23 protein-coding genes are annotated in these 22,900 nt (G+C 70.0%); 10 read left to right on the top strand and 13 right to left on the bottom strand.

Annotated elements, in window-relative coordinates:
• The first annotated feature begins 11 nt into the window (after positions 1–11).
• From BLU77_RS20225 to BLU77_RS20200, 6 genes are all read left to right on the top strand, one after another.
• Entirely contained in the window at positions 12–440 is a 429-nt protein-coding gene (locus BLU77_RS20225; protein WP_175477253.1) for a DUF2304 domain-containing protein, read from the top strand.
• Complete coding sequence (locus tag BLU77_RS20220) at positions 437–2,371, top strand: DUF6541 family protein (protein ID WP_089775144.1); 1,935 nt, start codon at positions 437–439, stop codon at positions 2,369–2,371. The genes BLU77_RS20225 and BLU77_RS20220 overlap by 4 nt, the downstream gene beginning before the upstream one ends.
• An 85-nt stretch (positions 2,372–2,456) precedes the next feature.
• A complete protein-coding gene (locus BLU77_RS20215; protein ID WP_089775142.1) occupies positions 2,457–3,572 on the top strand; it encodes an LCP family protein in 1,116 nt (371 codons plus the stop codon).
• A 114-nt stretch (positions 3,573–3,686) separates the two neighbouring features.
• Positions 3,687–4,883 carry an LCP family protein gene (locus BLU77_RS20210; RefSeq protein ID WP_089775139.1) on the top strand — a complete coding sequence of 399 codons (1,197 nt, stop codon included), beginning with the start codon at positions 3,687–3,689 and terminating at the stop codon, positions 4,881–4,883.
• Between the two features lie 570 nt (positions 4,884–5,453).
• Positions 5,454–6,362 carry an LCP family protein gene (locus BLU77_RS20205; protein ID WP_245708967.1) on the top strand — a complete coding sequence of 303 codons (909 nt, stop codon included), beginning with the start codon at positions 5,454–5,456 and terminating at the stop codon, positions 6,360–6,362.
• Between the two features lie 52 nt (positions 6,363–6,414).
• Positions 6,415–6,834: a CoA-binding protein gene (locus BLU77_RS20200; RefSeq protein WP_089775135.1), complete on the top strand. Its 420-nt coding sequence runs from the start codon at positions 6,415–6,417 to the stop codon at positions 6,832–6,834.
• A gap of 61 nt (positions 6,835–6,895) precedes the next feature.
• On the opposite strand, the gene BLU77_RS20195 is transcribed toward BLU77_RS20200, so the two are convergent.
• Complete coding sequence (locus tag BLU77_RS20195; RefSeq protein ID WP_089775133.1) at positions 6,896–7,906, bottom strand: AIM24 family protein; 1,011 nt, start codon at positions 7,904–7,906, stop codon at positions 6,896–6,898.
• 118 nt (positions 7,907–8,024) lie between these two features.
• Positions 8,025–9,125, bottom strand: a complete 1,101-nt coding sequence (locus tag BLU77_RS20190; protein WP_089775131.1) for an acyltransferase family protein — start codon at positions 9,123–9,125, stop codon at positions 8,025–8,027.
• A gap of 81 nt (positions 9,126–9,206) precedes the next feature.
• Between BLU77_RS20190 and BLU77_RS20185 the strand changes: the two genes are divergently transcribed.
• On the top strand, positions 9,207–9,629 hold the full coding sequence (locus tag BLU77_RS20185) for a hypothetical protein (RefSeq protein WP_139177867.1): 423 nt from the start codon (positions 9,207–9,209) through the stop codon (positions 9,627–9,629).
• Here BLU77_RS20185 and purE read toward each other — a convergent pair.
• Entirely contained in the window at positions 9,626–10,153 is a 528-nt protein-coding gene (purE, locus tag BLU77_RS20180) for a 5-(carboxyamino)imidazole ribonucleotide mutase (protein WP_089775127.1), read from the bottom strand. The genes BLU77_RS20185 and purE overlap by 4 nt on opposite strands.
• On the bottom strand, positions 10,150–11,298 hold the full coding sequence (locus BLU77_RS20175; protein ID WP_089775125.1) for a 5-(carboxyamino)imidazole ribonucleotide synthase: 1,149 nt from the start codon (positions 11,296–11,298) through the stop codon (positions 10,150–10,152). Before BLU77_RS20175 ends, purE begins: the two co-directional genes overlap by 4 nt.
• Positions 11,299–11,332: 34 nt before the next feature.
• Here BLU77_RS20175 and BLU77_RS20170 point away from each other — a divergent pair, with 34 nt between their 5' ends.
• Entirely contained in the window at positions 11,333–11,896 is a 564-nt protein-coding gene (locus BLU77_RS20170) for a GtrA family protein (protein WP_245708966.1), read from the top strand.
• On the opposite strand, the gene BLU77_RS20165 is transcribed toward BLU77_RS20170, so the two are convergent.
• The 6 genes from BLU77_RS20165 to BLU77_RS20140 all read right to left on the bottom strand — a co-directional run bounded on the left by BLU77_RS20165 (position 11,893) and on the right by BLU77_RS20140 (position 17,353).
• Positions 11,893–13,191: an ATP-binding protein gene (locus BLU77_RS20165; RefSeq protein WP_342741481.1), complete on the bottom strand. Its 1,299-nt coding sequence runs from the start codon at positions 13,189–13,191 to the stop codon at positions 11,893–11,895. The two genes, BLU77_RS20170 and BLU77_RS20165, sit on opposite strands and share 4 nt — an antisense overlap.
• A gap of 37 nt (positions 13,192–13,228) precedes the next feature.
• A complete protein-coding gene (locus BLU77_RS20160; RefSeq protein ID WP_089775119.1) occupies positions 13,229–13,912 on the bottom strand; it encodes a response regulator transcription factor in 684 nt (227 codons plus the stop codon).
• A gap of 102 nt (positions 13,913–14,014) precedes the next feature.
• Positions 14,015–15,031, bottom strand: a complete 1,017-nt coding sequence (locus BLU77_RS20155; RefSeq protein WP_089775117.1) for an adenylate/guanylate cyclase domain-containing protein — start codon at positions 15,029–15,031, stop codon at positions 14,015–14,017.
• A gap of 117 nt (positions 15,032–15,148) precedes the next feature.
• Positions 15,149–15,808 carry a GntR family transcriptional regulator gene (locus BLU77_RS20150; protein WP_089775115.1) on the bottom strand — a complete coding sequence of 220 codons (660 nt, stop codon included), beginning with the start codon at positions 15,806–15,808 and terminating at the stop codon, positions 15,149–15,151.
• Positions 15,809–15,812: 4 nt separating this feature from the next.
• Positions 15,813–16,535, bottom strand: coding sequence for a maleate cis-trans isomerase family protein (locus BLU77_RS20145; RefSeq protein ID WP_089775114.1), 723 nt, complete (start codon positions 16,533–16,535; stop codon positions 15,813–15,815).
• Entirely contained in the window at positions 16,532–17,353 is an 822-nt protein-coding gene (locus BLU77_RS20140; RefSeq protein ID WP_175477252.1) for a maleate cis-trans isomerase family protein, read from the bottom strand. The genes BLU77_RS20145 and BLU77_RS20140 overlap by 4 nt, the downstream gene beginning before the upstream one ends.
• A 75-nt stretch (positions 17,354–17,428) precedes the next feature.
• On the opposite strand from BLU77_RS20140, the gene BLU77_RS20135 reads away from it, so the two are divergent.
• Positions 17,429–18,409, top strand: coding sequence for a D-2-hydroxyacid dehydrogenase (locus BLU77_RS20135; protein WP_089775112.1), 981 nt, complete (start codon positions 17,429–17,431; stop codon positions 18,407–18,409).
• Complete coding sequence (locus BLU77_RS20130; RefSeq protein WP_089775110.1) at positions 18,406–19,776, top strand: amidase; 1,371 nt, start codon at positions 18,406–18,408, stop codon at positions 19,774–19,776. The genes BLU77_RS20135 and BLU77_RS20130 overlap by 4 nt, the downstream gene beginning before the upstream one ends.
• Before the next feature lie 184 nt (positions 19,777–19,960).
• On the opposite strand, the gene BLU77_RS20125 is transcribed toward BLU77_RS20130, so the two are convergent.
• From BLU77_RS20125 to BLU77_RS20115, 3 genes are all read right to left on the bottom strand, one after another.
• The gene (locus BLU77_RS20125) at positions 19,961–20,764 is read right to left on the bottom strand and encodes a hypothetical protein (RefSeq protein WP_089775108.1); all 804 of its coding nucleotides are present in this window, start codon (positions 20,762–20,764) and stop codon (positions 19,961–19,963) included.
• 144 nt (positions 20,765–20,908) lie between these two features.
• The gene (locus BLU77_RS20120; RefSeq protein WP_089775106.1) at positions 20,909–21,406 is read right to left on the bottom strand and encodes a DUF3830 family protein; all 498 of its coding nucleotides are present in this window, start codon (positions 21,404–21,406) and stop codon (positions 20,909–20,911) included.
• A gap of 143 nt (positions 21,407–21,549) precedes the next feature.
• Entirely contained in the window at positions 21,550–22,800 is a 1,251-nt protein-coding gene (locus BLU77_RS20115) for an aspartate aminotransferase family protein (protein WP_245708965.1), read from the bottom strand.
• Positions 22,801–22,900: the final 100 nt, after the last annotated feature.

Below are 22,900 nucleotides of genomic sequence, written 5' to 3'. Positions count from 1 at the left end.
AGGAGGCAGTGATGCCGGAACAGATCGTGATCCAGGTTGTCCTCCTTGTGGGGATCACCGTGGTGACGGCACTGCTCACCCGATCCACCGCCGACGCCCGGCACCAGGCCATCCGCCGGGTGCTGCTGGTGGCGTTCGTGCTGGTGACCGCGACCACCATTGTCTTCCCCACCGTGCTCTCGCGGCTGGCCGCACTGGTCGGGGTCGGCCGTGGCACGGACCTGCTTCTCTACGGGCTGCTCATCGCGTTCCTGTCCTTCATCGCCACCAACTACCGGCGGATGAAGCAGCTCGACCGGCGCATCACCGAGCTCACCCGCACGATCGCCTTGACCCAGGTCCGTCAGGAACGCGCCGGGCTGCCCACTGCGGACACCCCCGGTACGGCACCCGAGGGCACCCCCGACGCGCCACCGGACGAGGATCCCGACGACCGGTGATCGTCCTCGAGGCCCTGCTCGCCCTCCTCGCGGGAGCGGCGATCCTTGTGATCCCGGGCGCACTCGCGCTACGGCTCGTGGGTGTACGCGGTCTCCCGCTGCTCGCCGTTGCTCCGGCGCTCACCATGGCCATCGTGGGCGTCACTGCGATCGTCGCCGACGTGATGGGGCTGCCGTGGGGCCTGCTCGCTGCGGCCATCGGCACGCTCGGAGCCATCGGCGTCGCGCTCGGGATGCGTGCACTCGGCGCGATCCTGCCGCCGGACGATCCGCCGCGCACCACCACCGTCGAGCGCGCCGCGATCCTCGCCGGGGTGCTGCTGAGCTGGATCCCGGTATGGGTCGGTACCGGTGGACCGGACCAGCTGCTGCAACGCTGGGACGCCCTGTTCCATCTGAGCGCGCTGCGGATGATCACCGAGACGGGGGCGGCCTCCTCCCTCACCCTCGGCTCCCTTTCCTACGGCACCGGCCAGGCCGGCCCGTACCCAGCCGCGTGGCACGCCTTCACCGCCCTGCTACCCACGTCTTCCCCGACGGCGGCCGTACTGGTCTCCGCTTCTCTCACCGCGGGTGCAGCGTGGGTGGTCGGCAGTGCTGCACTGGCCCGTGCGCTCTGGCCGGGCAGCCGGTACACGTCCGCCACCGTGGCAGTGGCCGCCGGTCTCGGCACAGCGACCCCGATGGCCCTGTGGGTCGGCTGGGGCCACCTGCCGAACGCCGCCGCCCTGGCACTGGTTCCCGGGGTGCTGGCATGCGCTGTGCGCTGGCTGCTGCGTGCTCGGCCCCCCACCTCCGGAGCAGCCGGCGGAGCCCTCATCGTGATCTTGGCCGCCACGGGTGGTCTCGGACTCACCCATCCGAACGCGGCCCTCGCCCTAGGCGCCCTACTGCTCGCACCGGGAGGTTGGCTGCTCGGGCGAGCGGCGCGCCGCTGGTGGCGGGACGGCCGGCGAGCGGTCGCCGTCGGGATCCCGGCCGGGGCAACCATCGCGGTGGTGGCTGTTGCGGCGATCCTGCTGCGTTCACCGCTGGCCGCGGCGGTGACCGGCTATTCCGGTGCGCCCACGGATTCACTGCCGGTGGCGCTCGGCGAGGTGGTCGTGGGCTGGTATGACCTGTGGGCACACGTAGCGACCGCCGTGGTGGTGATCGGTGCACCCGTCGGCGCTTGGTTCGCGTGGCGCCGTGGGGACCCATGGATCGCCGGGATGGTGGTCGTGGTGTGGGCGCTGTACGTGGATGCGGCAACCGGCGCACCGCTGGGGATCTCCGGGCTGTGGTACTCCAGCACGGCGCGGTTGAGCGTGGTGGCGGCGGCCGTGACAGTACCCCTGGGGGCCGGAGCACTGCATGCCGGCGGCCGGTGGCTGCATCAACGGGTCGAGGCGCGCGAACGGACGCAATGGGCGACCGGGGCACTCGCCGCGATCGTGGCACTGGCGCTGATTGTGACCTCGTCGGTCTACTCGGCGCGGCGGACGGCGGACGTGTTCGGGGTGGACGCCGGGGGCGCACCCCGCTTCGTCACGGCCCCCGAGCGGGACATGTGGGACCAGGCGACCGGCTCGGGCGGGGCCCTCGGCGCCGACGACTCCGGCGCCGTGCTCGGCAACCCGTTCTCTGGCACGCCGCTGCTGTACAGCCTGTACGGGGTTGACGTGGTGTTCCCGGTGGCCGGCCAGGTGACCTCGGCGGACCAGCAGACTGTCCTCGACGGGTTCGCCGCAATGGCCGACGGCGAGCCGTGGGGCGAACCGCAATTGTGTGCAGCCCTGGACGCACTCGACGTGCGCTACCTCTACCAGGACACCGAGCCGTACCAGGACGCGCACGCCTACGAGCCGCTGGACGCGGTGGAGGTACCCGGCGGTGCCGTGATCGCCAAGGGTGGCACCGCACGCCTGGTGGAGCTGCCTGCCTGCACATAGACGTTGCGAGCCCTCCACACGATCTGCGCCGACTGCTTGCTCCGTGTCCGCCTCCGGTGGCCATGGGGTACCTACCGTGACGGATATGACTCTCGATGGCGCACCACCACGACATCACCGACGGACGCCACGACAGCACCGGGGGATCCGCGTCACTCTCGTCGCGGCGGTCTTCCTCGTAGCGGTCGCCGGAACCGGTGCTGCGTTGGCCTATCGGTCGCTGCAGAGCGGGGTGGAGCGACACGACCTTCCCGCCATTCTCGGGACTGATCGGCCCACCGCCGGGGACGTCGGCCCGGACGACTCGCTCGACGGGCGACCGGTGAACATCCTCGTGATGGGGTCGGACTCGCGCGACGGGGACGACAACGCCGAGCTCGGCGGCGGTGACAGGACCGGCATGCGCTCGGACACCACGCTGCTCCTGCACATCTCCGCGGACCGGACCCGGGTGGATGCCGTCTCCATCCCTCGTGACCTGCTGGTGGATATCCCCGGCTGCCCTCGGCCGGACGGTTCGACGAGCCCGCCCCGCTACGCCGGGGACCCCGACGGAGAGTTCACGATGTTCAACGAGGCGTTCGCGATCGGCGCCGGGACCGGCGATCTCGGATACGCCGCCGCCTGCACGGTCCTCACCTTCCAGACAATGACGGACATTCCCGTGGACGACTTCGTCGTCGTGGAGATGTCGGGATTTCGGGACATGGTCGATGCGATCGGCGGCGTGCACATCTGCGTCGAGCAGGACATGTCCTCCCGGCAGGCGGGCCTGGACATCACCGCCGGCTGCCACACCCTCGACGGCGAGAACGCCCTGGCGCTAGCACGCGCCAGAAAGGGGCCCGGGCTAGGCGACGGCTCCGACGTCGGCCGGATCGACCGCCAGCAGGAGCTGCTGACGGCGATGGTCCAGCAGGTGCTGGACCGCAACGTCCTGACCGACTCGGGCGAACTCTTCCAGTTCCTCCGCGCAGCCACCTCCTCCCTGACCACGGGTGATCGGATCGGGAACCTCACCACCATGGCCGGACTCACGTACTCGCTCCGCGATGTGGGCGTGGACCAGGTGAACTTCGCGACCATGCCCTACGACTGGGCCGGTGCACGGGTGCTCGCGAATGACGACTCCGAGGCCCTCTGGTCCTCGATCCGGGCGGACCAGCCGATGCAGCTGCCCGCCACGGAGGAGGGCACGTAAGGAGGCGCGCAGCGGGTGTTCACGTGAGGGAGGTCTCCCTTCTGCACATAACCTCCGCACATCGCTCGCGACCTATCCGCCCAGATCAGCGCACCAGTGCTTACGATCTAAGGGATGTCCATCACCGATACCCGTGCAGGCCGGGGGCCGCGGCACAGCCGACGCGCACCGGGCCACCACGCGCTCCGGGCCGTCATGGCCGCCGTCCTGTTCGTGGTGACCTTCGCCGGAACCGGGGCCGCGTTCGCGTACCAGTCGCTGCAGGGCGGGGTGGAGCGCCACGACCTGGACGACATCCTCGGCTCCGACCGGCCCACGACGACCGAGCCCGACAATCCCGACGACGCACTCGAGGGCGAGGCCTACAACATCCTCGTGATGGGTACCGACTCCCGGGAAGGCGAGGAGAACGCCAGCCTCGGTGGCGGGCAGGACTCTGTCGAGGGCATGCGATCGGACACCACCCTGCTGGTGCATGTGGCCGCCGACCGGTCGCGGGTGGACGTGGTCTCCATCCCGCGCGATCTGCTCGTGACGATCCCCAGCTGCCAGTTGCCGGACGGGACCTCCACCTACGAGCAATACGACACGATGTTCAACTCCGCATTCGCCCTGGGTGGCGGCACCGGCGACGTCGGCTACGCCGCCGGCTGCACGGTGCGCACCGTCGAAGCGATGACCGGGATCTTCATCCACGACTTCGTGGTGGTCGACATGGCCGGTTTCAAGGACATGGTGGACGCCATCGGTGGGGTGGACATGTGCTTCGACGAGGACCTCTACTCCGAGGACGCCAAGCTCGACATCTCCGCCGGCTGCCACACCCTGGACGGCGAGACCGCCCTCGCCGTGGCCCGTGCCCGCAAGGGTGTCGGCCTGGGCGACGGGTCCGATATCGGACGGATCGACCGTCAGCAGGAGCTGCTCACGAACATGGTCGAGCAGGTGCTGGACCGCAACATCCTCACCAACTCGACCGAGCTGTACCAGTTCCTCCAAGCGGCCACCTCCTCCCTCACCACCAGCGAGCGGATCGGCAACCTGACGACGATGGCAGGCCTGGCCTACTCGCTGCGGGGAACCGAGATGGACGGAGTGAACTTCGCAACGGTGCCCTTCGACTGGGCAGGCAACCGCGTGCGACCGAACTACCTCTCCGAAGAGCTGTGGACCTCGATCCGCGACGATGAACCGATGGCCCTGCCGCCCGACCCCGACGCGACCGACGAGGCTCCGGACGGAACCGGCGATACCGGCGATACCGCCGGTGGCGATGGAACCGATGACACCGCAGGTGCAGGCGAGGGCTGAGCCCTCTCCGCGTGCCACTCACGTCCCGGCCACCCGGTCGGGCTACCCTCAATCTGCCGGTCGCGCAGGCCTTCCGGCACGACACTGCCGAGGAGCTGACACCCACCCATGAGCGACGAGGACCGCTTCGACTCCGGTGACCCGTTCGCGGACGCCCCACGCCGCGGGCCCGGCCGGCGCCCACGACCGGGCGCTCAAGGGTCACGCGCCCGCGAGGGTGGATCCGCACAACCGGTCAGCGGCGGCTCCTCCGCAGCAGGCGCGCCGCGCTCGGCGCGGCCAGAGCGGACTCCGCAGCGACCCCCCGGACGCCGTCCCGCCTCACCGGGTCGATCGGCTTCTCGTCCGCCCAGCTTCGCACCGGGGGGAGCACCCCTCGACGCCACCCGCACCATGCCGGCCGGCGCTTCCAGCGAGCCGCCCCGTACCGCGCCGCCGACACGGCCAACTGGAACGGGTGGCACCGGAGGCAGTGCCCGACCCCCTGGTGGCGATGGTCCCGGCCCGGGCGGTCCGAGTGCCGGAGGCGGCGCACGCCGTCGCCGCACCCGACGGCGTCGGATCGCGACCGTGCTCGTCGTCCTGCTCGTTCTCGTGCTCGCCTGGCCAATCGGGCTGCTCGTCTGGGCCAACGGGCAGATCAACCACGTCGCAGCCACCAATGACGACCTCAGCACCGAGGGCACCACATACCTGCTCGCCGGGTCGGACTCCCGGGACGGGGCCGGGCTCGATTACGACACCACGGAGGGACAGCGCACAGACACCATCATGCTGCTCACTGCCCCACCAAGCGGGACGCCGTCGTTGATCTCGATCCCGCGGGACACCTTCGTGGAGATCCCCGGGTACGGACCGAACAAGTTGAACGCCTCCTACTCCTACGGCGGCCCGGAGCTACTGGTGGAGACCGTCCAGTCACTCACCGGGATCGAGGTGGACCACTACGTCGAGATCGGCATGGGCGGCGTGGCTGACATCGTCGACGCCGTCGGCGGGGTGGAGCTGTGCCTGGACTACGACGTCGACGACGCCGACTCCCACCTGGAGTGGGAAGCCGGGTGCCACGTGGCCGACGGAGCGACTGCCCTGGCGTTCGCCCGGATGCGGCACGCCGACCCGCTCGGCGACATCGGCCGCACCCAGCGCCAGCAGCAGGTGATCCAGGCCGTCAGCTCGAACGTCGCCGACCCGACCCTGGTGTTCCGCCCGGGCGAGCAGGTCCGGCTCGTCAGTGCCGGGCTCGGCGCGCTGGACGTCTCCGAGGGCACCGGGATCATCGACCTCGGCCAGATGGCGCTCACCTTCCGGGATGCCACCGGCGATGGCGGGGTGCGCGGCACTCCCCCGGTTGCCGAGTTGGACTACCGCCCCGGCGGCGTGGGCTCCACAGTGCTCTTGCACCCGGACCTGGCCCCCGGCTTCTTCGAGGCGGTCGCCGACGGCACGGTGACCGAGGACGACCTGCAGGAATACTGAGAGCCATCGACGAGGCCGGAATGCTCCGGGTGGTTCGTGGTGTTCCCTTGCCATGAACACCCACAGCAATGACCCGGCCACCATCGCCCGGCTCCTGTCCACACCCGGCCGGTGGGCCGTCGTCGGGCTCTCTGCGAACCAGGCGCGCACCGCCTACGGGGTGTCCGCCTACGTGCAGGGGCTCGGGCACGAGATCGTGCCCGTGCACCCCAAGGCCGAGGAAGTGCACGGGGCCGCCGGCTATCCGACGCTCGCCGAGGTACCCGGGGAGATCGACGTCGTCGACGTATTCGTCAACTCCGACCTCGCCGGTACCGTCGTGGACGAGGCGATCACGCGCGGAGCCAAGGCCGTGTGGCTCCAGCTCGGGGTCATCGACGAGGCGGCCGCGCAGCGCGCCCGCGAGGCCGGGCTCGACGTGGTGATGGACACCTGCCCCGCGATCGAAGGGCCGCGCCTGGGCCTGGGCTGACCCTCAGAAATCCGACGTCGATCTGGCGGTTGAGTCTCCCCGCCTCGACCGACAACGTGTGTCAGAAGCGGTTGTCGCCGCCCAGGATGTTCCCCAGACCGCCGAGCATCGAGCCCTCGCCCCGGTCGCGGCCGCCGGTCTGCGGCGCCGCGGCGAGCATCCGGCCCGCCATCCGCGAGAAGGGCAGCGACTGCAACCACACCTTGCCCGGGCCGGTGAGCGTGGCGAGAAAGACCCCCTCACCGCCGAAGACCATGCTCTTCACCCCACCCACAGCCTGGACGTCCATGCCGACGCTCGAGTGGTAGGCCATCACACACCCGGTGTCCACATCGATCCGCTCCCCCGCTGCCAGCTCGCGCTCCACGACGGTGCCGCCGGCATGCACGAAGACCCAGCCGTCGCCCTCCAGCTTCTGCATGATGAACCCCTCCCCACCGAACAGGCCGGTGAGGATCTTGCGCTGGAAGTGGATCCCTATCGAGACGCCGCGGGCGCCGGCGAGGAAGCTGTCCTTCTGGCAGATGAGTCGGCCACCGTGGTCCGAAAGCTTGATCGGCAGCACGGTGCCGGGGAAGGGCGCAGCGAAGGAGACGTGCGCCTTCCCGGTGCCCTCGTGGGTGAACATCGTGGTGAACAGCGACTCCCCGGTGAGCACCCGCTTGCCGGCGGACATCAGCGTGTTCATGAACCCACCCCCGCCGGCGCCCTCGGCCGGAGAGCCGTCACCGAAGACCGTGTCCATCCGTACCGAGGAGTCCTTCACCATCAACGCGCCGGCCTCGGCGATCGCCGTCTCTCCCGGGTCCAGCTCGATCTCCACGAACTGCATGTCCTCACCGATGATCCGGAAGTCGATCTCGTCGGAGCCTCGCTCGGGCATGCCAGGGGGCGGGGGTGGCGGTGTACCGGCCGGAGCGCCGAGTTCAGCCACAGCGTGGATCGGCAGCCACTCGGCGAAGCCGTCACGCCAGCAGTATCCGTTGGTGTTGCTGGCTGCCTGGGCGCGGGCCTGCTCGTCGTCGAACGGTCCGCTGCGCTCGCCGTTGTAGGTGAAGAACCACTGCCTCATCCTGCGCGCTCCTCGTCTCGGTGTCCTCGGCGGCAGCCTAGCTCGCCGACCGGATCGACGGTGTTGCGTCAGCGTCGGGCCGACAGCGCCCTACCTCGACGCATTCCCGTCGACTCGGTCAGTCCCCACCCAGCAGGCGCAGCACACCCCTCTTCATCCGGGGGCCGAACGGTCGTTCCACATACCGATGCACCAGCCAGGCCAGCAGCAGGGACAGCGCCGTCGCCGCCACCACCGATGCCACCGGTCCCACGAGGTCACGCAGCCCGGCGATCGCCCACCACCCCCAGTACTGGTGCAGCAGGTACACCGGGTAGGTGAGCACCCCTACCGTGGTGAGCCACCGCCAGTCCACCTGGTGCAACCGAGTGAGCGCAATCAGCCCGACCGACCCGAAGCACCCCACCACCAGGGGTCCCAGCACCCACGGATCCAGCGCGTAGGGAGTGTTCTGCTCCACCTGGTCGCTGAGTCCGGGCACGGTGTGCCACACCGCGAGCGCCACGTTCCCCGCGAGCACCAGCCAGCGCCCGACGGTGTGGCCGCGCGAGTACAGCAGGTAGAGCACCATTCCCCCGGCGAAGAACGGAGCGTGCCGGTAGATCAGCCAGTCCCACAGCCAGGGCACACCGGACTCGGCGAGCACGAAGCCGAGCGCCGGCCACAGTGCGGCGAACCACAGCACGCGGCGAGCGGTCAGCCCGGCGAGCACGAACACGCCCATCAGTAGGTAGAACTTCAGCTCCGTCCACAACGTCCAGTACACGCCGTCCACGTGGGAGACCTCGAAGGCGGCCTGGAACATCGTCAGGTTCACGGCCACCTGACCCAGCTCCGGCGCCCGCCCCGGGTTCCACATCAGGATCAGCAAAGCACTCGTGGCGAGCACCGCCGTCCAGTACGCCGGGTAGAGGCGCGCCACGCGGGAGGCGACGAAGTAGCGCCACCCCCGGCCCTCCGCCGTCATCAGGATCACGAACCCAGAGATCACGAAGAACAGGTACGGGGCGAGCGCGCCGTACCCGAACCACACCCCGGCGCGGGCGGTGGCGTCCTCCACCGGCTGCCCCCAGACCGGCCCCTCCACCTTGTCGAAGGCGGCGTAGTGGTAGCCGAGCACAGCGATCGCGGCAGCGAAGCGCAGGCCGTCCAGCAGACGCAGGCGCCCCCGGGCCGGGGCCGCACGGTCGGCGGGCATCGAACGAGTCATCTCAGCCATATGTCACAGAACGATAACGCCCGCGACAGGGCCGGTGCACCACCGGACGCTTCGGCACCGCACGCGACGTACTCTGGACGAATGCGAACGACCGTGCGACTCCTGTTGACGTTGTTTGTCGTCGGCCTGCTCGGCCTGGGCGGTTGCTCCCTCGTGCAGGACCGTGCCGAGGACGTGGTCGAGCACGCGATCGAGGAGGCCGTGGAGGGTCTCGACCTCACCGACGGCCTGCCCGAGGGGTACCCCGCCGAGGCGGTGCCCGTGGTCGACGGTGACGTCCGCGGGGCCTCACGCACCACCGACGAGGGCACCGAGCACGTGGCCGTGGTGAGCGCCGACGACGCCGGATCGGCCGCGACGGACCTGCTCGAGGGGGCAGGGCTGGAGGAGCGTCACGCGGTCTCCTCGCAGAGCGGTCGCCTGGTCGAGTACACCGGCGACGGCGTGCACGTCACCCTGATTGCCTCGGGCACCCGGGTGGTCTACGTGGTGCGGCCCGGCTAGCTACCGAAGCCGGTGCGCTGCGTGCGCTTGGCCCGCAGCCGGGCACCCTTCTCCTGCGCGGCCGCCCGCAGCGACTCCTGGAACTGCCCCATCTGCTCTCGCATCCGGGCGGCCTCGGCGTCGGTACCGGCGCCGAGGATCCGTGCAGCGAGCAACCCGGCGTTCCGGGCACCGCCCACCGAGACCGTCGCCACCGGCACCCCGGCCGGCATCTGCACGATCGAGAGCAGCGAGTCCATCCCGTCCAGATGCTGCAGCGGCACCGGCACCCCGATCACCGGCAACGGCGTCACGGAGGCGAGCATCCCGGGTAGGTGCGCCGCTCCCCCGGCCCCGGCGATCAGCACACCTAGCCCACGGCCGGCGGCTTGCTCGCCGTAACTGATCATCTCCTGCGGCATCCGGTGCGCGGAGACGACGTCCACCTCGCACTCGATCCCGAACTCCTCGAGGGCCTCCACAGCAGCCTGCATCACCGGCCAGTCCGAGTCGGACCCCATCACCACGCCTACTCGAGCACTCATCTCTGGCGTCCTCCCAGCAGCGCCGCTGCTTCCTGTGCCCGACGGCGCACCGTGGGCAGATCGGTCCCGGTCACCGTGATATGACCGAGCTTGCGCCCAGGGCGCACCGATTTCCCGTACAGGTGCACCTTGGCCTCGGGGTAGGACTCCATCAGGGTCGCGTAGGCGCTCGAGGGGTCCTCGAGCTCGGACCCGAGCACGTTCACCATGACGGCGACCGGTGCCGTGAGGTCTGTGGCGCCCAGCGGGAGGTCCAGCACGGCCCGCAGGTGCTGTTCGAACTGGCTGGTCACCGATCCCTCGATGGTGAAGTGGCCGCTGTTGTGGGGGCGCATCGCGAGCTCGTTGACCAGGATCACCCCGTCGGCGGCCTCGAACATCTCGACCGCGAGCACCCCGGTGACGCCGAGCCCCTCGGCAATCGCCTCGGCTACATCCACCGCATCCTCGGCCAGGTGGGCGGGGAGGTCCGGGGCCGGTGCCATCACCTCGGCACACACGCCCTCGCTCTGCACGGTCTCGACCACCGGCCAGGACCGGATCTCACCGGAGGGGCGCCGCCCCACCAGGACGGCCAGTTCGCGCCGGAAGCCGACCCGCTCCTCGAGCAGCACCTCACCTCGTGGGTGCTCGAACCAGGGCAGCACGTCGGCGACGGACGCCTCGTCAGCGCCGGTGAGGACCTTCACGCCCTTACCGTCGTATCCGCCGACCGGCGTCTTCGCCACGATCGGCCAGCCCACCTCATCACCGAAGGCCTCGATGTCGGCAACCGACGCCGCGGCCACCCAACGGGGGCACGGCACGCCGAGCTCAGTCATCCGGTGGCGCATCACGATCTTGTCCTGCGCGTGCCGGAGCACGTCCGGTCCTGGCTGCAGATTCACCCCGTCGGCCACCAGGGCTGCCAGTACCTCGGCGGGGACGTGTTCGTGCTCGAAGGTGAGCACATCCGCCCCACGTGCAATGTCCGCCACGGCGGCCGCGTCGGCAGCAGCGCCTACGCGGGCGTCCGGCACCACCTGTGCGGTGGCGCCGTCAGCGGCCTCGACGAGCGCTTGGAGCCGGATCTGCAGTGCCCCGGCGGGTTCGGCCATCATGCGGGCAAGCTGCCCGCCACCAACCACGGCTACGACTGGTCCCATGAGGGCTCACCCTACCGACGGTTATCCTGACTCGGTGACCGAGTCCACCGCACGCACCTCCCGGAGCCAGTCGCGCCCGCTCGCGCGCCTGATCACCTGGCTCGGTGAACTGCTCCGGTTCGGCACCGTCGGGCTCATCGCCTTCATCGTGGACACGGGACTGATGAACCTGCTGCGGTTCGGCCCGGGCGAGATCCTCGGCCACAAACCCCTGACGGCGAAGGTCATCTCGGTCTCGGTGGCCGTGCTGGTGGCGTGGCTCGGCAACCGGTACTGGGCGTTCGCCGCCAAGCGCAGCGCGGAGACACCGGCAGCGCGGAGCAAGGAGCTCGTGCAGTTCGCGGTGGTGAATGTGATCGGGATGGCGATCGCCGTCGGCTGCCTGGCCGTCTCGCACTATCTGCTCGGCTTCACCTCGCCGCTGGCGGACAACATCTCGGCCAACGGGGTGGGCCTCGTGCTCGGGACCGCCTTCCGGTACCTGGCCTACCGGTACTGGGTGTTCACGGGCCCCTCGGGCAACGTTGTGGTCGCTTCCGGCGCTGATTCCGACCACAACCTTGCCGAAGCCGAAGCCTCGGCGGCCGACCGCTCCTAGCGGCGGCGGCGCCGCCGGCCGACCACCACCAGGGACCCCGGTGGCAGCACCACGTCCGGATCCAGCCGTTTCGGTACCGCGTTCAGGAAGATCGCGAAGATGGGCGGACGCCGTTGCGCCAGCTCCAGCCGGCCGCCGTCGGCAGTGACCAGATCACGTGCCAGGCCCAGACCAAGCCCCGTCCCGCGGCCCGCAGTCACGTGTCGCTCGAAGATCCGTGGCGCCAGCTCATCGCTGACCCCGGGGCCTTCATCGGCCACCTCGATCACCACACCGGTGTCGGCGCCGGACTTGGACGGGCGCACCCGCACCGAGGTGGTCCCCTCCCCGTACTTGAGAGAGTTCTCCAACAACGTCGCCAGCGCCTGCGCGAGCGCTCCCGGGGTAGCGAAGACGGAGATGTCCGAAGCACCGGAGAACTCCACCACGCGCCCGGCTCGCTCATAGGTGTGCGCCCACTCCTCCTCCTGCTGGGCGAAGACCTCGTCCAGGTGCAGTGCCTCGGTCGTTCCGCCGTCGGCCTTCCGGGAGGCCTTGAGCAGGTCATCCACCACGTGCACCAGGCGCTCCACCTGCTCCAAGGAGATCCGTGCCTCGTTGCGGACCTCCTCGTCCTCACTGAGCAGCTGGATCTCTTCCAGCCGCATCGAGAGCGCAGTGAGCGGCGTGCGCAGCTGATGCGAGACGTTCGCCGCGAACTGGCGCTCGGCCGCGATCCGGCCCGCCATCCGGTCACTGGTGCGGACCAGCTCGGCCGCCACCAGGTCGATCTCCTCCACCCCGGAGATCTCCATCCGCGGGCGCACCTGACCGGAACCGATCTGTTCGGCGCTAGCGGCCAGATAGATCAGCGGGGCCGCGAGTCGGCGGGCTTGCCAGTGTGCCACCACCGCGGCGAGCGCGAACGCCACCACCGAGGCGAGCACCACCAGGATGACTACCTGCGCACCGCGCCAGAACAGCAAGGAGGCACTGATCTCGAGCCGCACCTCAACGCCGGAGGCGGACGTGCTCACGGCGGCGAAGACGTCGTCCGGGCCACCCACGTCTGGCCCGGCAACGATCTCGGTCCCATCGGTGAGCACCACGGTGATCCGGGCCGGGGTCCCTGAGTCCGCATCGACCCACCGGTCCAGGAACTCCTGGTCGATCGGCGTGTTCAGCCCGATCCGGGTCTCCACGTTGCGCGTCACCGACTCGGTGCGCACGCGGAGGTTCTGCTTCATGCTGTCCTGCACCATCAGCGCACCGAAGATTCCCATGGGCACGCCGAGGAGAAGAACCGCGACCGTCACGGCCGCGATGGTGGCCGTCAGGACGCGTCTGCGCAGGTCAGCTCACCCCGTCCTCGAACCGGAAGCCCATCCCCCGCACGGTTGAGACGTACCGCGGCGCATTCGCATCGTCGCCGAGCTTGCGGCGCAACCAGGAGACGTGCATATCGAGAGTCTTGGTGGACCCGGTCGGGTCGGAGGCCCACACTTCACGCATCAGCGCGTCGCGGGAGACCACCGAGCCGGCCTCGCGGACCAGCACCCGCAGCAGCTCGAACTCCTTCGCGGTGAGTTGAAGCTCCCGCTCCCCCTGGAACGCCCGGTGCGCGGAGACGTCCACCCGCACGTCCTGCGCGGAGATCTCCTCCTCATCCACCCCGTCCGAGCCGGCACGCCGCAGCAGCGCCCGCACCCGTGCGAGCAGCTCGGCAAGCCGGAAGGGCTTGGTCACGTAGTCGTCGGCGCCGGCGTCCAGGCCCACCACCAGGTCCACCTCGTCCGCACGAGCGGTGAGCACGAGGATGGGTGTGGTCAGCCCCTGGTTCCGGATCCACCGGGCGACGTCGAGGCCGTCCATGTCCGGAAGTCCGAGATCGAGCACGAACAGGTCCGCCTGGGAAGCCTCATCGATCGCCCCGCGGCCGGTCCCGTGCACCGACACCTCGTACCCCTCACGCGTCAACGCCCGCGCCAGCGGCTCGGCAATGGCCGGGTCATCTTCTGCTAATAGAACTCGGGTCACACGGCCATGCTAATGCCACGTAGGGCCACCAGCGCCAGATTCATCTGTGGATCGGGTGCGAGTCCCGCGGCGGACTCTCCGGAATGGACGGCCCGTCGGCCCTCAGACCGTACGAGCCACCCGCACCGGGTGCACCTCGCCCAGGCCAGGGACCGACTGCCAGTCCACCGGTTCGAGAGTGAAGTCGCGTGCACCGGGCCCGCCCTCGAGCAGCGCGGCTGAGACGTCGTCCATCAGCACGGTGCCGGGCCCGGCAATATCGGTGAGCCGGGACGCCAGGTTCACCACCGGCCCGAAGATGTCCCCTGATCGGGACAGCACGCGCCCCCACACCACCGACCCGCGCACCGGCAAGTCTCGTGCCTCCATCGTGGTGACCAGGTCGGTGGCCACCTGCACGCCGGTGAACAGATCATCGGCGACGAACAGCACGGCGTCACCGATGGTCTTCACCACCCGGCCGCCGGTCTGGGCCACGACGTCACGTGCAGCGGTCTCGAAGTCCTGCACCAGAGTGGCCAGGGCCGCCGGGTCCAGATCCGCTGCGCGCGTGGTGTAGGAGACGATGTCGATGAACCCGACGGCGCGTTCCAGCGGCAGCTGTCCGGGGTCCGGGGTCTCGTTGCCCAACTGGGAGACGTCCTTGTCGATCCGGCCCAGGAGTGCAGCCAGCTGGCGTCGCCACGCGTAGTCGAGCTGCTCACGCAGCAGCGGGCTGAGCTCCACGAGCCGGTCCAGCACCACCAGCCGGGCGCTGACGTCGTCCAGCTCGAATCGCGTGGAGGCATCCTGCACGAGCGCCTCCACCTGCCACAGCACCAGGCGGTCCATCGAGTGCCCGAGCGCACGCACCAGGTCCTGAGCCGTGGTCAGGCTCATGCCGCCCTCGGTCACGACGTCCACCAGGGAGCGCAGCGCCGTCACGTCGGCGTCGGTGAACCAGTGCTCGGCGGCGGGCACGTCGGCGAAGCCGAGTGCACGCCAGTAGGTGCGCACGACGTGTTCGGGCACTTCGGCGGCAGCGGCGAACTCGGCCACGGTCATCACCCCGGGTCCTCCGAGGAGACGCTCCTCGTGCCGCCGAAGCGTCGAGAGGTCCGGATCGTTGCGCTCGCTCACACCGCCGAGGGTAGTCGCTCGATCCGGACGCGCGCCGGTATCCGGGCCGGTCGCTGGTGTTCGGTCGCCACGATCTGCGATCTGCGCGCGGAGGGGTTCGGCACCCCGGATCGCGTCTCAGGCGAGCTTGTCCTCGAGGCGCTGTACCGCATCGGTGAGGTGGGCATCGATGACGGCGTCCATCTCCTCGGGCGAGCCGGTGCGGACCGTCTCACGCCACAGTTCATGCTCGCGCACCTGCTCGCGCAGGTCCGGATAGGTCGTCTGCAGCTCGCCGAGGCAGATGCGGGTCTCGACCAGGAGCGTGCGCAGCGCTCGGATCAGGCGTGGACTCCCGGTGGCGTCCACGAACACTTCGTGGAAGGCCTGATCGGCGTTCGAGACACCTGTCGGGTCGCTGCGCTCGGCGGCGCGGGCCATCGTCTCGACTGGCTCGGCCAGCATGCGCCACGCGGCGTCGCGGTCGCCGTCGAGAATGATCCTGCCCGCACCTCGTTCGATCACCGCGCGGGACCGGTAGACGTCGATCATGTCGGCGAGGTCGAGCTCGGGCACGAAGATGCCGCGGTGGCGCACGCTGCGGGCGATCCCCTCCGAGACGAGGCGTTGCAGGGCCTCCCGGACGGGGCCGCGGGAGACCTCGAACCGGGTGGCGATCTCGGCCTCGCCGAGCTGCTCACCCGGGGCGAGCGTGCCGTTCATGATGGCCGCGCGGAGCTGTTCGGCGATCAGCTCCGCGGTGGAGAGCCGGTGGGCTGGGGACGGGTCGGGAAGCATCGGCTCACGCTCCGAACAGGGTGCCCAGCGCCGGGTGCGCGGCGCGGTGGCCCACCAGTCGCAGGCCCTCCCAGATGGTCACCTGGTTCGCGGTCAGCACGGGTTTTCCGAGGCGTTCCTCCAGGTCGGGGATCCATCGCAGCGTGTGCATCGCGGTGTCTGGGATGAGCAGTGCCTCGGCCTCGGGGCGATCGTTCGCGGCCGCGAGGTCGAGCACCGCCTCACGCTCCAGCGTGCCCACCTCAGCGGCGGTGTCGATCCCGGCACCGGCCATCTCGAGCACCTCGATACCGGCAGCACCGAGGAACTCGGCGAACAGGCCGGCCACGTCCTGTGGGTAGCTCGCTGCCACGGCCACCCGCTCCAGGCCGAGGGACTGCGCGGCGCGAGTGAACGCGAAACTAGTGCTGGAGGCGGGGACCCCAGCAGCCACGGCGAGCCGGCGCACCTGCTCGCGTGCGCCGTCGGGCCCGTAGACGAAGCTGCCGGACGTGCAGGCCCAGACCACGGCCTGCGGACGCAGCCCGGCGAGCTGTGCGGCGCCGGCGGCCAGCCGTTCCGGGCTGCCGAGGTCAAGCAGCTCAGGGACGGCGTGCAGGTCGGTGCCGTAGATGTGGGTGACCTCGAGGCGCACCTCACCGGAGGCAAACAGCAGCTCAGCGGCGTAGGGGTAGTCATCCTCGGCGGCGTGGTCGGGGTAGATGAATCCGACGGCGGTCTGGCTCATGTCGGGTGTTCCCCTCCTGGTGCGGGTGTGTCTGCGGGGTGCTTGCCCGGCTCGCCGGTGCTGTCAGTGCTGTCGGTGCCGAAGACAGAGCGTAGCCACTGCCCCGGCCCCATCAGCGGCAGGCCCATCCGCTCCAGGCACGCCCACATGGTGAGCTGGTTGGCGGTGAGGACCGGCTTGCCAAGCGCGCGCTCGAGCGGGTCGATCACGTCGTAGGTGGGCAGGTTCGTGCAGGAGACGAACACGGCCTCGGCGTCGGGGGCGTCCGCCTCCATGATGCGCTCGGCCACGGTGCGGTAGTTCACCTTCCAGATGCCGCCACCGAGCCCGAGGTGGTTGGAGCGGACCACCTCCACACCCAGTTCGGCCAGGAAGGCATGCAGGCGGAGCGTGAGCGGCTCGTCGTAAGGGGTGATCACGCTGATCTTGCTCAGGTTCAGGGCGCGGATCGCCTCCACGAGGGCACCGGAGGTGGTCAGCGCCGAGGGCGCACCGGCCTCTTCGATGGCCTCGCACAGACTGCGCTCGTACGCCAGTCCGTTGATGAAACTGCCCGAGTTACACAGGTAGGCCACCACCTCGGGCTCCACCCCGAGCACGTCACGCGTGGCGCGCTTGAGGTGCGCGGCGTCCGAGACGAGCGCGGCCATCTCCAGGCTCACCGGCACCGGTTCGAAAGGGGTGCGAGCGAGGTGCAGGCTCACTTCGAGCGGGCACCAGCGCCACAACTCTCGTTCCAGGGCCAGGTCGAACGGCGCGATGATTCCGATCCCACGCTGGGCGAGCGGCCCGTCGAACTCGATGCCGTTCAGTTCCAATACCGGCCTCTTTCGCACCGTCGGACCCGGATTCTGATTGTTGACAATAGTACGACCCGCTCATACGTTGTCAATGTGTCGGAACCCACTGCTGTCGTCGTCCTTCACGAGGGCGAGCCGCCCTCCTCCCCCGCACTCGAGGAGCTGGCCACTCAGGTGCCCGTGCGGTTCACCGACGAGGAGCACCTGGCAGATGCGCTGCCCGGGGCGGAGGTGCTCTATCTGCACCACTTCCTCAGTCACGCGCTCAGCGGGGCATGGCCGACGGCGGACGCGTTGCGTTGGGTGCACGTGGCCGCCGCAGGAGTGGACCCGGTGCTCTTCGACGATCTGATCGCGAGCGAGGTGACGGTGACGAACTCGCGCGGGGTGTTCGACGACGCGATCGCCGAGTATGTGCTGGGTCAGATCCTCGCCGAGGCGAAGAATCTTCGGGCCTGCTGGGCGGACCAGGATCGGCGCACCTGGCGGCACCGCGAGTCCACCCGGGTAGCCGGCAAGCGCGTGGTGGTGGTGGGCACCGGCGCGATCGGCCGTTCGATCGCCCGCTTGTTGCGCGCCGCCGGGATGGAAGTCAGCGGCGCCGGCCGGCGGGTGATCACCGACGACCCGGACTTCGGCACCGTGACCGACGACTTGCACGGCGGCCTGGCCGAAGCCGACTGGGCCGTGGCGGTGGCACCGCTGACCCCCACCACCCGGCACATGTTCGACGCCGCCGCCTTCGCCGCGATGGCGCCGCACGCCCGGCTGATCAACGTCGGGCGTGGCGAGCTGGTCCACACCCCGGATCTGGTCACCGCCCTGGAGCAGGGCAGCATCGCCGGTGCCGTGCTCGACGTCACCGATCCGGAACCGCTGCCCTCCGATCATCCGCTGTGGACGATGCCCGGGGTCTCGATCACTGCCCATCAGTCCGGAGACGTGCAAGGCTGGCGAGACGAGCTCGATCGGCTCTTCGCCGAGAACCTCACCCGGTGGCGGTCCGATCGGGAGTTGTTGAACGTCGTCGACACCCAGCTGGGCTACGTCCCCACCTCAAGGAGCCAACGGTGAACCCCAACGAGATGACCGCCGTCGAGACCGTGACCGCCTACGGCGCGGGTGAGTTGAGCCCGGTGGAGGCCACCACGGCGGCGCTCGAGGCGATCGAGGCTCGCAACTCCGAGCTGAACGCCTACTGCCTGGTGGACGGCGAGCGGGCACTCAGCATGGCTCGCGAGTCCGAGGATCGGTGGCGCTCCGGGCATGTCAAGGGCCTGCTCGACGGTGTGCCGATCTCCATCAAGGACATCTTCCTCACCGACGGGTGGCCCACCCTGCGTGGCTCGGCGGCGGTCAAGGCGGACCAACCGTGGGAGGTGGACTCTCCGGTGGCCGCGCGGCTGCGGGAGGACGGCATGGTCTTCCTCGGCAAGACCACTACCCCCGAGCTCGCCTGGAAGGCGACGACGGACAGCCCCCGGTTCGGCATCACGCGCAACCCGGTGGATCCTCGGCTCACCGCCGGCGGGTCCTCCGGGGGTGGCGCCGCGGCCGTGGCGGCTGGGATGGGGCCGGTCTCGGTGGGGACTGACGGTGGAGGGTCGGTCCGTATTCCGGGCTCGTTCTGCGGGGTCGTGGGATTCAAGCCGACTCACGGGCGTATCCCGCTGTACCCGGCGAGTCCGTTCGGCCCATTGGCGCACGCCGGTCCGATGACGCGCACCGTGGACGACGCCGCCCTGCTGATGGACATCCTCGCCCTGCCCGACCACCGGGACCCGTCGGCGCTGGAGCCGCCGCGCTCGACCTATCGCGGGGAAGTCACCCGCGACGTCGTCGGGCTGGAGGTGGCGTACTCACCCACTCTCGGCTTTGCGCAGGTGGACCCCGAGGTGGCGTCGGTGGTCGATCGCGCGGTGCGGCTGCTGGACGATGCCGGGCTGGCCGTCACCCAGGCGGATCCCGGGTTCGACGATCCGCTCGAGGCGTTCGAGCTGCTCTGGGCCGCCGGTGCCGCCACCCTGCTGAACACCATGCCAGGGGCACGGGAGGGGGTCGATCCCGGGCTCGGCACGGTGTGGGACACCGGGTTGGCCGCGAGCGCGGTGGAGTTCCTCGAGGCGCGGGCCGTAGCGGCGGATGTCGGCATCCGGATGGGCGCCTTCCATCGCACCCACAACGTGCTGATCACCCCGACGATGCCGATCACGGCGTTCGAGGCGGGGCAGGACGTCCCGCCAGGAAGTGGGCTGGAGCGGTGGCCGCAGTGGACGCCGTTCACCTACCCGTTCAACCTCACCCAGCAGCCGGCGATCTCCATCCCGGCCGGGACGACGGCAGCCGGTCTGCCGGTGGGGCTACAGATCGTCGGGCCCCGGCACTCCGACGACCTGGTGCTCGCGGTAGCGCGCTTCGCGGAGAAGGTGCTGGCCGCCTGAGCCGAGCGGGTAGCCCATCCCACCCAGCGCGAGCCCACCCAGGGCGAACCCACCCGGCGCGACTCCACCCCGTCCCGGCGCCCACCCCACCGTGCGCCCACTCCACCCCACCGCCGAGCGCAACGTTGTGCGGCGTCTGCGCGGTCAGATGCCGCACCACGTTGCGCTCGGCGCTGGGGGGCTGCTAGGGAAGGTAGCGGTCGCTCGCGTCGAAGTCGCGCCAGCCGACGTGGCGCAGCTCGAGGATCCGACGCCACTCGGCCTCGTCGACGCCGTCCAGCTCACTCCAGTACCCCAGCGGCATCTCGCGGAGCCGGGTCTGGTCGTCCTGGTCGACATCCACCAACTCGCGCCGCACCAGGATCTCCAGCACACCCTCGCGCGCCCGCCGTGCCCGATCCCGTCGAGCGGAGCTCCTCGGGCCACGCCGCGGCGGCTTGCGCTTCTTCGGGCGCCCTTCCGGCGTCGAGATCAGCCCCAGCACGAAGACCACCCCGCTGACCACGGCAGCCGCGAGCATCAGCAGCGGGAGCCACACGCCCGCCCGCGGGTCGCCCTGTACTGCGGCGAAGGCGGCACCTGAGGCCACCGCGGTGAGCGCGCTCGCCCCCAGCTGCAGCACCGCACGCCGGCGGGACTGCCACCAATCGACGAAGAGAGAGACGCCCAGGCCGGCGGCGATGAAGAAGAAGAATCGGGCACCGACGTACCAGGGTTCTGCTGCGACCCCGTCCGACATGGTGCCCATGACGGCCAGCACCAGGCCGATCACCGCCGCGCCGAAAGTCGGCAGGGCCATGAGCACGACGACGATCCACCCCACGGCACCGATCGCCGTCACCCACCACACCTCCTCCGGGAGACGCGGGAGCTTCCGGGCAAGGATCGCTGCCTCGACCTCACCCCACCGCACCGGTCGGGGGAAGTCCTCCGTCCTGGCCCACTCGGCGACGTCGGGTGCCCACTCGTCCAGTTCCGTTCGCGCCATAGAGGGATCCTCCCCGGTGCGTCAACACCCTCGGTGTCCACACCCAGTCCGCCACCCCAGCCCGCCGAGCGCAACCTTGTGCGGCAGTACCTGCCCAGAACGCCGCATACAGTTGCGTTCGGCGGGGTGAGCTAGCGGGGTGAGCTACTCGGCGCGAGCGAAGCTGAGCGTCTCCCCCTCGACACCGCGCAGCCACAGGTCGTTGCACGCGGCGGCGATCTCGTCGAGGCCGTCGGTGATGGTGGCGAAGACATTGCCCGGCACCCATCCCATGTCACCGTTGATGAGCAGGTTGTTCCGGCCGTAGAAGATCGCCAGGTCGGTGGCACCCTGCTCGGCGTGCGCAGCCGAACCGGTCTCGTACCCATAGGCGGGATTGCCGATCTCCCACGGTTCGAAGTCGAACAGGCACACGTCACCGGGGATCGGGGTGACTGTCGGGTTCTCCCGGTGCGGGGCCGCAGTCAGCCGTGGCACGAGCGTATACACCTCGTTGCGCGCGTACTTCGCGTGCAGCGCCGCCCCGGACTGCGGCAGGGCGTCCCAGACGGCGGCACAACTGCCGGGAGCCTCGTCCTCGAGCAGGCGTGCGCGACAACTGACGCCACGGGAGTCCAGCGTGATGGTCATGAAGCGGGCCATGGGCCCTCCTTAGTGGTACGAACGGCGCCCCGACGGCGGATGGTGCGTTCCGCCGTCGGGGCACTGGTGGGTGATCCAGTGCAGTCAATCTCGCTCATATCTCAGCAGGTGAGCGAGATCGGCCGCACTCGCGTGGGTGGGGGTCAGACCTCGGCGAGGACCGCCGTCCAGATCTCGACGGCGTCGGCGACCTGCTCGGCGGTGACCACCAGCGGCGGGATCATCCGCACCACGTTCATGTACGCGCCGCAGGTGAGCAGCAGCAGCCCCTTCTGGGCGGCGAGCTTCTGGGCGGCCGAGGCGCGGGCGGTGTCCGGTTTGCCGTCGGCGGTGACAAATTCAGAGCCGACCAGCAGGCCCAGCCCGCGCACGTCGCCGATCGCGTCCGTGGCCACGCCGCGCACCGCGTCCAGCAGCTGGGTACCGCGCTCGGCCGCATTGGCCACCAGACCCTCGTTCTCGATCACCTCGAGGGTGGCGACCGCCGCGGCACAGGCCACCGCGTTCCCGCCATAGGTGCCGCCCTGGGAGCCCGGCCACGCCTTGCTCATCAGCTCCTCCGAGGCGGCGATCCCGGAGATCGGGAAGCCGCTGGCCAGGCCCTTGGCCATGGTGATCACGTCCGGGCGCACATCGAAGTGCTGGTGGCCGAAGTACTTCCCGGTGCGACCGAAGCCGGTCTGGATCTCATCCATCACGAGCACGATGCCGTGCTCGTCGGCCCGCTCGCGCAGCCCCTGGAAGAACCGTGTGTTGCCCGGGACGTAGCCGCCCTCGCCGAGCACGGGCTCCACGATGAACGCGGCGGTCTCGGCCGGCGAGGTCAGCGTGGCGAAGATGAAGTCGAGCTCGGCCAGGGCGAAGTCCGTGGCCTCCTCCTCACTCCAGCCGTACCGGTACGCCGTCGGGAAGGGCGCCACGTGCACACCACCCATGAGCGGGGAGAATCCCGCGGAGAAGCGCGTGCCGGAGGTGGTCATGGTGGCGGTGGCCACGGTGCGGCCGTGGAAGCCGCCGTGGAACACGATCACGTTCGGCCGGCCGGTGGCCTGGCGCGCCAGCCGGAGCGAGGCCTCGACCGCTTCGCTGCCGGAGTTGGCGAAGAAGACCGAGTTCAGCCCCTCGGGCAGCACGGTGCCGAGCTTGGTGGTGAGCTCGCGCATCGGCTTGTGCATCACGGTCGTGTACTGGCCGTGGATCAGCGAGGCCACCTGTGCCTGCGCGGCCGCGACCACGTGCGGGTGGCAGTGCCCGGTGCTGGTCACGCCGATCCCCGCGGTGAAGTCGAGGAAGCGCCGACCGTCGGTGTCGAACAGGTACGACCCCTCACCGTGATCGACCAGCACGGGGGTGGCCTGCTTGAGATGGGGCGAGAGCTGCGTGGGGTGGGTCACCGGGGTCCTCCAGAGATGCGTGCAGGTATTGTCGGATTGTCTACAATCATTGATAGCATCGATCTGTCCGGATTCCCAGCCCCGAGCGAAAGACGTGGCG

It is taken from the genome of Ruania alba (assembly GCF_900105765.1).
In the GTDB taxonomy this organism is placed as follows: domain Bacteria; phylum Actinomycetota; class Actinomycetes; order Actinomycetales; family Beutenbergiaceae; genus Ruania; species Ruania alba.
Note: the sequence above shows the minus strand (reverse complement) of the source record. Positions and strands in the feature narration are given on the sequence as shown.

What these genes read in the sequence shown, in the direction of transcription:
- BLU77_RS20215 (WP_089775142.1), top strand. Translation starts at nt 2,457, where the DNA reads ATGACTCTCGATGGCGCACCACCACGACATCACCGACGGACGCCACGA.
- BLU77_RS20225 (WP_175477253.1), top strand. Translation starts at nt 12, where the DNA reads ATGCCGGAACAGATCGTGATCCAGGTTGTCCTCCTTGTGGGGATCACC.
- BLU77_RS20150 (WP_089775115.1), bottom strand. Translation starts at nt 15,808, where the DNA reads ATGCTTCCCGACCCGTCCCCAGCCCACCGGCTCTCCACCGCGGAGCTG.
- BLU77_RS20210 (WP_089775139.1), top strand. Translation starts at nt 3,687, where the DNA reads ATGTCCATCACCGATACCCGTGCAGGCCGGGGGCCGCGGCACAGCCGA.
- BLU77_RS20175 (WP_089775125.1), bottom strand. Translation starts at nt 11,298, where the DNA reads ATGGGACCAGTCGTAGCCGTGGTTGGTGGCGGGCAGCTTGCCCGCATG.
- BLU77_RS20125 (WP_089775108.1), bottom strand. Translation starts at nt 20,764, where the DNA reads ATGGCGCGAACGGAACTGGACGAGTGGGCACCCGACGTCGCCGAGTGG.
- BLU77_RS20185 (WP_139177867.1), top strand. Translation starts at nt 9,207, where the DNA reads ATGCGAACGACCGTGCGACTCCTGTTGACGTTGTTTGTCGTCGGCCTG.
- BLU77_RS20120 (WP_089775106.1), bottom strand. Translation starts at nt 21,406, where the DNA reads ATGGCCCGCTTCATGACCATCACGCTGGACTCCCGTGGCGTCAGTTGT.
- BLU77_RS20190 (WP_089775131.1), bottom strand. Translation starts at nt 9,125, where the DNA reads ATGGCTGAGATGACTCGTTCGATGCCCGCCGACCGTGCGGCCCCGGCC.
- purE (WP_089775127.1), bottom strand. Translation starts at nt 10,153, where the DNA reads ATGAGTGCTCGAGTAGGCGTGGTGATGGGGTCCGACTCGGACTGGCCG.
- BLU77_RS20200 (WP_089775135.1), top strand. Translation starts at nt 6,415, where the DNA reads ATGAACACCCACAGCAATGACCCGGCCACCATCGCCCGGCTCCTGTCC.
- BLU77_RS20195 (WP_089775133.1), bottom strand. Translation starts at nt 7,906, where the DNA reads ATGAGGCAGTGGTTCTTCACCTACAACGGCGAGCGCAGCGGACCGTTC.
- BLU77_RS20145 (WP_089775114.1), bottom strand. Translation starts at nt 16,535, where the DNA reads ATGAGCCAGACCGCCGTCGGATTCATCTACCCCGACCACGCCGCCGAG.